Source organism: Paenibacillus zanthoxyli JH29 (assembly GCF_000520715.1).
Taxonomy (GTDB): Bacteria; Bacillota; Bacilli; order Paenibacillales; family Paenibacillaceae; genus Paenibacillus_AQ; species Paenibacillus_AQ zanthoxyli.
The window spans coordinates 23355-33635 of sequence record NZ_ASSD01000529.1 but is presented as its reverse complement, the minus strand read 5'-3'; the positions used below and the strand labels follow the sequence as shown (position 1 = coordinate 33635).

11 protein-coding genes are annotated in these 10281 nt (G+C 51.3%); 2 read left to right on the top strand and 9 right to left on the bottom strand.

The genetic code is table 11. The features are described 5' to 3' along the window. The coding region (locus L691_RS0120590; protein WP_036737500.1) for a ferrous iron transporter B at nt 1–796 on the top strand (796 nt) is incomplete at its 5' end. 44 nt (nt 797–840) lie between these two features. After that, nucleotides 841–1047 (top strand): FeoB-associated Cys-rich membrane protein, encoded by a 207-nt coding sequence (locus L691_RS31465; RefSeq protein ID WP_332249099.1) that lies wholly within the window; start codon nt 841–843, stop codon nt 1045–1047. A 151-nt stretch (nt 1048–1198) separates the two neighbouring features. On the opposite strand, the gene L691_RS0120585 is transcribed toward L691_RS31465, so the two are convergent. The 9 genes from L691_RS0120585 to L691_RS0120545 all read right to left on the bottom strand — a co-directional run bounded on the left by L691_RS0120585 (nt 1199) and on the right by L691_RS0120545 (nt 10220). Further along, complete coding sequence (locus L691_RS0120585; protein ID WP_025692233.1) at nt 1199–2314, bottom strand: ATP-binding protein; 1116 nt, start codon at nt 2312–2314, stop codon at nt 1199–1201. A gap of 550 nt (nt 2315–2864) precedes the next feature. Next, nucleotides 2865–3272 carry a hypothetical protein gene (locus tag L691_RS0120580; protein ID WP_025692232.1) on the bottom strand — a complete coding sequence of 136 codons (408 nt, stop codon included), beginning with the start codon at nt 3270–3272 and terminating at the stop codon, nt 2865–2867. A 243-nt stretch (nt 3273–3515) separates the two neighbouring features. Next, the gene (locus tag L691_RS0120575; protein WP_025692231.1) at nt 3516–4055 is read right to left on the bottom strand and encodes a peroxiredoxin; all 540 of its coding nucleotides are present in this window, start codon (nt 4053–4055) and stop codon (nt 3516–3518) included. 214 nt (nt 4056–4269) lie between these two features. Further along, on the bottom strand, nt 4270–5349 hold the full coding sequence (gene leuB / locus L691_RS0120570; protein ID WP_025692230.1) for a 3-isopropylmalate dehydrogenase: 1080 nt from the start codon (nt 5347–5349) through the stop codon (nt 4270–4272). 376 nt (nt 5350–5725) lie between these two features. After that, nucleotides 5726–6817: a DUF4097 family beta strand repeat-containing protein gene (locus L691_RS0120565; protein ID WP_025692229.1), complete on the bottom strand. Its 1092-nt coding sequence runs from the start codon at nt 6815–6817 to the stop codon at nt 5726–5728. Between the two features lie 17 nt (nt 6818–6834). Further along, on the bottom strand, nt 6835–7335 hold the full coding sequence (locus L691_RS30810; protein ID WP_025692228.1) for a hypothetical protein: 501 nt from the start codon (nt 7333–7335) through the stop codon (nt 6835–6837). Nucleotides 7336–7402: 67 nt separating this feature from the next. After that, on the bottom strand, nt 7403–7855 hold the full coding sequence (locus tag L691_RS0120555; RefSeq protein WP_025692227.1) for an anti-sigma factor family protein: 453 nt from the start codon (nt 7853–7855) through the stop codon (nt 7403–7405). Further along, on the bottom strand, nt 7852–8376 hold the full coding sequence (locus L691_RS0120550; protein WP_269634876.1) for an RNA polymerase sigma factor: 525 nt from the start codon (nt 8374–8376) through the stop codon (nt 7852–7854). Before L691_RS0120550 ends, L691_RS0120555 begins: the two co-directional genes overlap by 4 nt. 302 nt (nt 8377–8678) lie before the next feature. Further along, on the bottom strand, nt 8679–10220 hold the full coding sequence (locus L691_RS0120545; RefSeq protein ID WP_025692225.1) for a 2-isopropylmalate synthase: 1542 nt from the start codon (nt 10218–10220) through the stop codon (nt 8679–8681). Nucleotides 10221–10281 lie beyond the last annotated feature (61 nt).

Here is a 10281-nt window from a genome sequence, read left to right as displayed (position 1 = left end):
CGCCCCTGCCGTTATGGCCGCGCGAAGCATTGAACAGCCCAAAGAGCGGATGCTGACTACTCTGCTGCTTCCTCTTATGTCCTGTTCCGCCAGACTTCCGGTCTATCTGCTGTTTGCCGCCGTCTTTTTCCCGGAAAATCAGGCTGCTGTCATTATGACGATGTATGCTTTGGGAGTGGTGTTCGCGCTGCTGCTGTGCAAGCTCTTCTCCAAGTATTTGTTCAAGAACGAGTCCTCGGTATTCGTAATCGAGCTTCCTCCCTACCGGATGCCGCAGCTTAAATCGCTGTCGCGCAGCACCTGGGAAAAAGGAAAAAGCTTCCTGCGCAAGGCGGGGACGATTATTTTAGCCGGTTCGGCTATTATCTGGATCATGTCTTATGCCGGACCTGCCGGGTTAAATGTGGATATGGACAACAGCTTCCTCGCCAAATTCGGCGGTCTCGTCGCACCCCTGCTTCAGCCGCTCGGCTTTGGTTTCTGGCAGGCGGGTTCGACGCTGGTTCCAGGCTTCCTTGCTAAAGAAGTTGTCGTCTCAACGATGAACATTATCTATCACGCACCGGAGGCCGCCGGACTGGAAGCGCAGATTTCCCAGGCGTTCACGCCTCTCAGCTCGGTAAGCTTTATGGTCTTCATTCTACTGTATACACCTTGTCTTGCAACGGTGGGCGTAATTAAGAAAGAAACGGCTTCCTGGAGATGGACCTTCTTCTCCATAGCCTATGCCGTTGTCCTGGCCTATTTGGTAAGTCTGGTTATCTATCAAGGCGGACGGCTCCTTGGATGGGCCTAAGCCAATACGAATAGCCCTATATGGGAAAGCGGGGGAATTACGTAATGAGCATATTGATTAATACATTGATTGTTGCCGCTATTTTCGGTTATTCCGGCTGGATTCTCTATCGCCATGTGCAAAAGGGGAAAAAGGGCGCTTGTGCCGGATGTGACAAAGGAAAAAGCTGCCCGGGCGCGTCCAATGACTTCTCACAAGCCTGCTGCAGCACCCAGGAAACGCTCCCGCCATCAGGGACTGCACCAAAGTAATCAAGCCGGATTGTAATTGATAAAAAGCATACAAAGGGACCGGCCAAGGGATCATCTCGCCGGTCCCTTTGTATGCTTACAAATTTCCCGTAATCGTGCTGATTTCTCCAGGGAGAGGGGAAGCGAGGAGCAATTCTGTCCTGCTTTTAGGTTATGCGGTAAGCCCCGGGGTCAGCGGAAGCGATATCACAAAACTGGTCCCCTCATTAAGCCGGCTGCTGACGGAAATGCGTCCCCCATGATTTTTGATAATCCGGTCACTCACGGAAAGGCCCAGCCCCGTGCCATTCTCCTTGGTGGTGAAGAACTGGTTGAACAGATGGCTCATGGTGCACACATCCATGCCTTTACCGTTGTCAGAGACGATGATCCGCACCTCTCCGCCTTCTCTATACGCCCCAAGCTCAATCCTCCCTGTGATATCGTCCAAGCGGTCGGAGACAGCCTCCAGGGCGTTTCTTATCATATTGATCAGGACCTGCTTAATCTGCTTCACATCTACGGAAATATACAAGTCGCTGGCTAAAGCATTAAGAACGATCTGGCAGCCCTTCATCAAGACTTCGCTTTCTGTTAGCAGTATGACTTCTTTCAGCAGGGCGGAAACGGAAATGATTCCGGCTTGAGGAGGTGAAGGCTTGGACGAGGAGAGAAACTCATGAATAATATCATTGGCACGGTCGATCTCCGCCAAGATGATCTTAGCATATTCTTCCTTTCCAAGTCCCTGCAGATGCGGGCGAAGCAGCTGGATGAATCCGCGAATGGCTGTCAAAGGATTCCGGATTTCATGGGCAATGGAGGCGGATAATTTGCCTAGCATAGCCAGATTGTCATTTTGGTAAGCGGTTTGTTCTATCTTTTTATAATCGGAAATTTCCTTAAAAGTAAATAAGTAGCTGCCGTTCATATCCCCGCCAAAGGAAGCGTTTACTTCCCAATAGCGACCATACTCGTCCATAAACTCATACATCGTCTTTCCTTTGTAAACCGTCTCCCGATAGATATGCAGCAGTTGTCTCTTCTTGATTCGGCTCAAAGAAAAATGTGTCAGCAAATCGACTACAGTGCATCCTGCCAGCGTATAGCGCTGGAGCTCTAGCATTCCGTACGCCCGCGCATTTACAAAGGTTAGAACTCCTTCTTCATCAAAAAGCATGACTCCACAATCAATATGCTCCAGAACATTTTCATATGTACTGTCCAGAAGCCCGGCTTGGAACGATCGCGGCGACAGAAGCCGACTTTCGTGAATTTCATGTAGCACGATGTGAAGTTCCCCCTTCAACTGAAATTGACGGAGCAGAACGACTAAATTGACGAAGCAGTTCTGCGACATCAAAATAGGCTGTTATATAAGTGTATGCTATGGAACCGCTAGTACATTCGGCAATCATCTTCGTTTTATTCAGTCATCCAAGTGTTTTAACTATATTCCAATCATATCCAAGAAAAGTGCTCAAAGCAATCAGAGATACTGTCGAATGTCAAAAAATTCATAAAATAATACTTTAGTGCCGTCTCGAAGGCCTAAGCAACAGCTATTCTTCATGAAAAAGGCTCCTCGCCATTGCGAGAACATCGAAATTCGCTTCAACCAAACGGAGAAACCGCGATTTACGGCCGTTTACGGTGGTTTTTCTTTTTTGTCATTTTCCGCAACCAAGCGTTTATTCCTTCAAAGCTTCCACGAAGCTTTTTTACCTTCCAATTGAAAAGGCCATGGATCTCTACATGAAGTAGAAATTCACGGCCTTTTTCAGTGTCGTCGCAATTGCGGAGATTTTTCCAGAGAAGTAATAATACACGCCATACCTTTACGCTTTTTGCTGAAGACGATGACGGCGCTGACTCATGACAGCGAGTCTCTTCTTTAGCTCCCGCTCCCACTTGACATCACCAATCTGTTTGGACACGGCCAGCAGATCAAGCGCCATATCAATCTGGCTGCGGATAACAGCCATAGCGTCTTCACTTTCCATATTGACGACATTTTCAAAAATCGACTCTTCATCTTCCATCACATAATCCTGGAAATCCACATCGGTAACGCCGTCGCCATGCGCGTATTCCGCCAAGATTTCATACTCATTCTCGACCTTGTAATGAACCTCGACCCGGTGACATACCGGGCAAAAAAGCAGGGGAACATTATGGACTTGCGTGCGATAATGCTTAAGCGTCCCCTTGGTACCTACCATACTCGCTCCACAGCAAAAACTCATGATTGTTCACCCTCCTCAGGTCAGTTCCAATGGTTTCGTATTATTGTATTATACTCGGTTGCCGGCGATTCCTGCTGATAAAAGGTTTTTATCTCAACGTTATGCCCATTTTATAGCGTATAAAGCCAAGACTGGCGGGCGTTTTGTTGCAAAAAGCCCCCTTGACCGGATAATCATCCGGTAGGAGGCTTTGATTCAGCATTTCAAAGGACTTAGATGAGGGAAGCCTCGCAGAGCTTATGCTTACAGGTTCTTGTCGCCCGGTTTCCAGTTCATAGGGCACAATCCGCCGGATTGCAGCGCCTGCAGCACGCGCAGGGTTTCTTCTACGCTGCGGCCTACATCGTTATGGTTAACCACTTGGTATTTCAGTTCGCCTTCCGGATCGATAATGAAGAGACCACGAAGCGCAATGCCTTCTTCTTCGATCAATACGCCGTAATCGCTGGCTACCTTCTTCGTAATGTCGGAAGCAAGCGGGAATTTCAGTTGGCCAAGACCGCCCGCGTCTTTCGGAGCGTTGATCCAAGCCTTATGGCTGTGTACGGAATCGATGCTAACACCAAGAATTTCAGTATCAAGCGCCGTGAATTGGTCAGCCGCTTCGCTGAGCGCCGTAATTTCAGTCGGGCACACGAAAGTGAAATCCAGAGGATAGAAGAAAAATACGAGCCATTTGCCGCGATAGTCGGACAAGCTAACTTTGCCAAATTCTTTGCCGTCTCCCGTTACGGTTTCCATAGTAAAATCCGGAGCCGGTTTGCCTACCAAACGTTCTGCCATTGTGAAAATCCTCCTTTGATTATGTAAGAAAAACAAGCTGCCATCCACCCCCATTAGGGGTGATGAGGCGGTGTCTTTCTTGATTATGATGGATTTGGTTACGTCTCTGCTGTTACAAACCAAATGGTATCACCGTACAAAATCAAAGTCAAGATTACATTCATTATTTTTTTATAATAATTATAAACTAGGAATATTCTGTGACGTTTTTCTCTTATTTGCGGATGGCTGCGACAATCAGGTCGCCCATCTCGCTCGTGCTGATCGCCTTGCTCTTGTCTACGGCGATATCGCTGGTACGGTGACCTGCATCAAGCACCTGAGCTACGGCGGCTTCGATCGCGGCTGCCGCGTCTTCATAGCCGAAAGTCAGACGGAACATCAGGGCAAGCGAGAGGATCGTGGCGATTGGATTGGCCAATCCTTGTCCTGCAATGTCCGGCGCGGAACCATGCACCGGCTCATAAAGGCCGTAGCTTCCTTCGCCCAGCGAAGCGGAAGCCAGCATGCCGATGGAGCCTGTGAGCATCGCGGCTTCGTCGCTCAAAATATCGCCAAACATGTTCTCGGTCACGATGACGTCGAAGCTCGAAGGGCGGCGCAGCAGCTGCATGGCGCAGTTGTCGACCAGTACATGCTCCAGTTCCACGTTCGGATAATCTGCCGAGACCCGGATAACCACCTCACGCCAGAGACGCGACGTTTCCAGCACGTTCGCTTTGTCGACGGAAGCCAGCTTGCCCCGGCGCTTGGCGGCAATTTCAAATGCCTGGCGGGCGATGCGTTCCACTTCGGCCACATTGTATGCGCAGGTGTCTACCGCTTCTTCCCCCTGCTCGCTGTCACGGCGGAACTTCTCGCCGAAGTAAATACCGCCCGTCAGTTCGCGCACGACGATCAGATCCGTTCCTTCAAGCACTTCCGGCTTCAGCGTGGAAGCATCCTTCAGGCAGTCGAATACGACTGCGGGACGGAGATTCGAGAACAGCCCCAGCGCTTTGCGGATGCCCAGCAGCCCAGTCTCCGGACGGAGCTCCTTCGGATTGGTATCCCATTTAGGACCGCCGACAGCTCCCAGCAGCACAGCGTCCGCGTTTTTACAGATATCCAGCGTTTCAGCAGGCAGCGGCGTGCCCTTCTCGTCGATTGCGATGCCGCCGAACAGGGCGTGCTCGGTCTCAAATTTGTAGCCGAATACCTCCTCGGTTACTTTCAATACTTTTTCCGCTTCCGCCACAACCTCGGGACCAATGCCGTCCCCTGCGATTACGGCGATTTTTTTAACTTCGCTCATTCTTCGTCACTCCTCAAGTTAATCCGCGCCATGCACGGACATAGTTCTTCTGTATATTGTTGTAACATAATGAGGTCAAAAGGACAAAGATATAGAATCTATCATATTAATAGGAATAGCCTATAACCCGGTTAGGATCGAGTGAAAAGCACACCTTTCGCAAATCAGAGCTGGAATATTACGGCCGAGCGCCGTTTCAACAACGATAGCATTCCCGATTGCCCGGCATTCATTACATTTGCTCCATACGAGTAGGCATACGCCTGGTAAGACAATGAACAGATAAGTCCGGGAGCTATTAATTTCTGGATTTGGACAGCACAGCCGCACGCTGCCGGATTTCTCTGAGGCGTGCGGCTTCTTCTTGATTTCAAGCTTATTCCGTAATATCCGCGCTTACGCTGCCATTGGTTGTGGACAGCTTTACAGTATGATTTCCGCTGCCCAGCACCGCAGTTCCATTGTTGTCGCTTTGTTTCTGCCAGCTGACGCTTCCCTTCAGCGATCCATTAGACGTATCGGCGGTAATCGTCGCATCCGTCGTCTGCGGCATCGTAAGCGAGATGCTGCCATTGCTCGAAGCGCACTCCCAATTTCCCGTAACGGGAGATTCAATGGTTATTCTGCCGTTGCTGCTCTTGGCGTACACTTGACCGGCAATATTCTCCAGTGTGATGGAGCCGTTGGAACTGGTGATATGGGCTCCTCCCTCCACCCTCTGCAGATTAAGCGAACCATTGCTTGTGCCAGCCTTGACCCCGCCTTTAATTCCCCGCATTTCAATTTTGCCGTTGGAGGTGCTGGCCTCGATCCCGCTGTCCAGATCCGAAACATCCAGCGAACCGTCGCTTGTTCCGATCTTAACTGCGAGATCCGCAGGAAGGCTTACATTGAGATAGGGAGTGTTGCCGGTAAAACCGATGTAAATGCCTGAAAACAAGCTCTTTGCCGCCGTCATTTCAAGTACTAGCGTGTCGCCTTCCGTTCTTACCTTCCAATTCTCTTTCATTGCCTGTTCACTGTCGCTTTGGCTGTTGCCGGGAAAGAGCAGGCGGCCATCATAGGTTAGAGCGCTTCCCTGAATACCGTTCACCTTAACCTTGCCGCTCGGAATCGATATTCTGACCGCTTTGATGTTCTCTCCGATCTGCACCGTTCCGTTAACGGAGCTTAGATGCGCTTTACCCAGCAGGGTGTCCAGCGAGCCTCCCGGAAGCACGGATTTTCCTGCGCTCACGAGACCCAGCAGCACAATCAGAACGATTGCCCATCCGCTGGTGCGGGTCCTAGCCTCTGTTCTAAACAGCAACCGCAGCAGCATTTCCAGTCCAAGCAGAATAATCAGTCCCGGCCACAAATACCCGAGCGCATCATACGTAAGCTTACCGAATTGAATCAGCGCAAGTATAACGCCAAGCGCAATGGAGCCGAGCGCCGCCGTCAAGCTTCCAATCTTCCATCTACCCATGCCATGATTCTCCGTTCTTATGCTTTTGTGTTCTTTCTAAGCATATGCAGCCCATAACTGATCAGGCCCAGTGCCAGCAAAATAGTACCGATATTGTGTTCGGTCAGCAAATCCCACAGTCTCGGGAATACCGTAATCAGCAGCAGGAGAACCCCTGCTACGATGCAGGCGCCTCCCATCCATGCCGGACTAACGTCATCCTGCGGGTAATCGGGCATCGGGGGCATGACAAACGGCGGCCAAGACGAGCCAAGACCTTCCGGTCCATACATCAGCCGTTCGTGCTCTGCAAAAGCGAGCTTGTTCCATGTTGCCTTTTGCAGGGCGTCGAACAGCTGATAGAACCACAGGGCGGCCAACGCGAACGGGAATACTGTCGGCATGGAAGGAATAAAGACGATGCAGACAAACGCGCCGATCATAAACTGCATTCCCTGTTTTTTGAAACCCAGATACAAATGTCCGAGTCCCGGAACCATGGCCAGCATAAAAGTGAGCCAGCGTTTCTTTTTTATCATGTAATATCCTCCTGATCATGTGTCTTGCCGACATTCGATTGCAGCGTATTGATCCACGGCCTCCGCTCTAGCGGGGCTGTTGAGGGCCGAATAATGCCATAACCGAGTTCGACATTTGGCCATTGATTTGCGTCAGCCCATAGCCCAACTGCTCAAATACACCATATTGAAGCAGCACAAAGGTCAGACAGGCCGCGAGCCCGTAGTGAACCCATGAGGTCCGGCGCACTGAGCGCCGCCTTGAGGCAGCAGGTCCCGCACCATCCGACTGCCGTGCAGATTCCAACCGTTCGATTTCCGCCATTACCTGCGGGACAAGATCGGGAATATCTGAAAGCGGCTGAAAGTCCGGAGCGCCGGCCGTTTCCTTCCAGATTTCCTCCATTGCCTTTGCTTCCTCCAGCCACCGCGCGCAGTCTTGGCAGGCCGCGATATGCTGCGTCATTTCCCGCTCCGCTTCGGGAGCCAGCAGACCTTCGATATAATGGGGAAGCCATTCCATCACTACATTACATTTCATTCCCATTTCTCCCCTTTTCTTCGCATGATCTGTCTGGCGCGGTAAAGCTGTGATTCAACTGTTTTTACCGATATGCCTTTCGCTTCAGCTATTTCCTGATAGGATTGCCGGTTAAAGTAGTACAGCTGCACGACCGACCGGTACGGTTCGGCAAGACTGTTCACACTTCTTCCCAGTTCTTCGGATGCCTCCTTGTGGAGTACGGCATGTTCCGGCGTCTGTGAAGTCACATAGTCATTCTCCGTATAATCCGCCATGCTGCGATGCTTCCACTCCCTGTCATTGGCTCTTTTCCAGTCCAGACAAGTACGATAGGCAATCCGGTACAGCCAAGTAGAAAATGAGGATTGTCCCCGGAAGGAGGGAAGCGCCTTATAGGCTTTGATAAATACCTCTTGGGCCATATCTTTGGCCGACTCGGATTCTCCCGTTATTTTGATACATACCCGGTATACCAAGCCCTGATAGCGCGTCACCAAATGAGCAAAAGCCTGACGCTCGCCGTTCAGTACGGCCGATATCCATTCCGCCTCTTCCAGTTGTCTCCCCTCCCCATCTACATAACGTTTGACGTTCGCCTATTCGGTTCCCCTGCAAAAATTATCGATTTCTATAATAAATCCAAATTGGACAAAAACTTTGGTAACCGGCCCCCAATAGATTTTACAATATCCTCGTACCCGGTGTCAGATCGTCATCTGACCGATATTGCCATAGGGTGAGAAATCCGCATAAAAAGGACTGTTTCTGAGCTGGATTCACCCCGAAACAGTCCCTATATACCGCCGTCCTCATTCCTAAACAAACTGTAAGCGCCGCTTTTCTATAAATGAGCATCCTCGCGCTTCGTATACGTCTTGCGCTTCTCAATCAGCTTGTTGAGCGCATCAAGATAAGCCCGGGCGCTGGCCTCCAGAATGTCGGTACTAAGCCCTCTTCCCGCCGCAGCAACAATACCCTGTGACAAAATGACGTGCACCTCGCCCTGGGCATCCTTGCCTTGAGTGACGGATTTGATGGAATAATCGTCCAGCTTGACTTCCTCGCCAGTTGCCTGATCGATGGCATTGTAGATCGCATCCACCGAGCCGTTCCCCTCAGCCACTGCAACGATCGGTTCGTCCGGAGGGCCGTTCAGAACCAGCTTCGCGGTCGGCGTCGCTTCATTGCCGTAAGTGACGTACAGGGTCCGCAGGCTGTAAATCTCCGGCGTAACGCCCAGCCGCTCCTCCATCAGCGCCAGAATGTCCTCGTCGGATACTTCCTTCTTCTTGTCGGCCAAATCCTTGAATCTGGAGAACGCCGCATTCAGCACGTCTTCCGGCAGATCATAGCCTAGATCGGTCAACTTATCCCGGAAAGCATGGCGGCCGGAATGCTTGCCGAGCACCAGCTTGCTCTCCTTCAGGCCGATCGTTTCCGGCGTCATGATCTCGTACGTCGTCTTCTCCTTGAGCATGCCGTCCTGATGAATACCCGATTCATGGGCAAAAGCGTTTGCGCCGACGATCGCCTTATTCCCCGGTACGACCATACCTGTCAATTTGCTGACCAGGCGGCTAGTGCGCGAAATTTCTGACAGTACAAGCGACGTCTTCGCCCCGAAGAAATCGCTGCGCGTCTCAAGCGCCATCGCTATCTCTTCAATCGCCGTGTTGCCCGCGCGTTCACCGATGCCGTTGATTGTGCCCTCGAATTGATCCGCCCCATTCAGGATCGCCGCCAGCGTATTCGCCGTAGCCATTCCAAGATCATTATGGCAGTGCGCGCTGAGCTGAACGCGGTCGATGTCCGGAACATTTTCTTTTAAATATTTGAAGATTGCCCCATACTCCGACGGGTTCAAATATCCGACCGTGTCCGGAATGTTAACGACGCTCGCGCCTTCGCGCACCGCCATGCCGACGACCTCGGCCATAAAATCGAGCTCGGTCCGTCCCGCATCCTCAAGCGAAAATTCCAGCTTTGAGAAATACTTCTTCGCATAACGGATGGCCGCCTGCGCCGTCTCCAGCACCTGCCCCTTATCCATCCGGAGCTTATGCTGACGGTGAATCGGGGAGGTCGCGAGGAACAGATGAATGCAGGGGTCCTGCGCTCCCTGCAGCGCCTCCTTGACGGCATCGATATCGTTTTCGCGGGATCTGGAAAGGCCGATGACCGTTACATTCTTTACCGCTCTGGCAACGGCATTGACTGCGGCCAAATCTCCCGGCGATGCCGCGGGAAATCCCGCTTCCATACGGTCAATCCCCAGCTTTTCCAACTGATAGGCGATCTCCAGCTTCTCCTGGGTATTCAGATTCACGCCGGGGGACTGTTCTCCGTCACGCAGTGTTGTATCGAAAACATAAATTTTTCGCATGCCGGGCACCTCCTTAAAAGTAATCGTCAAACGCTCCAAATGCGGCCCGCACAAAAGCGGA

Coding starts and splice junctions, on each gene's coding strand:
- L691_RS0120555 (WP_025692227.1), bottom strand. CDS start 7,855: ATGAAATGTAATGTAGTGATGGAATGGCTTCCCCATTATATCGAAGGT.
- L691_RS31465 (WP_332249099.1), top strand. CDS start 841: ATGAGCATATTGATTAATACATTGATTGTTGCCGCTATTTTCGGTTAT.
- L691_RS30810 (WP_025692228.1), bottom strand. CDS start 7,335: ATGATAAAAAAGAAACGCTGGCTCACTTTTATGCTGGCCATGGTTCCG.
- leuB (WP_025692230.1), bottom strand. CDS start 5,349: ATGAGCGAAGTTAAAAAAATCGCCGTAATCGCAGGGGACGGCATTGGT.
- L691_RS0120565 (WP_025692229.1), bottom strand. CDS start 6,817: ATGGGTAGATGGAAGATTGGAAGCTTGACGGCGGCGCTCGGCTCCATT.
- L691_RS0120575 (WP_025692231.1), bottom strand. CDS start 4,055: ATGGCAGAACGTTTGGTAGGCAAACCGGCTCCGGATTTTACTATGGAA.
- L691_RS0120580 (WP_025692232.1), bottom strand. CDS start 3,272: ATGAGTTTTTGCTGTGGAGCGAGTATGGTAGGTACCAAGGGGACGCTT.
- L691_RS0120545 (WP_025692225.1), bottom strand. CDS start 10,220: ATGCGAAAAATTTATGTTTTCGATACAACACTGCGTGACGGAGAACAG.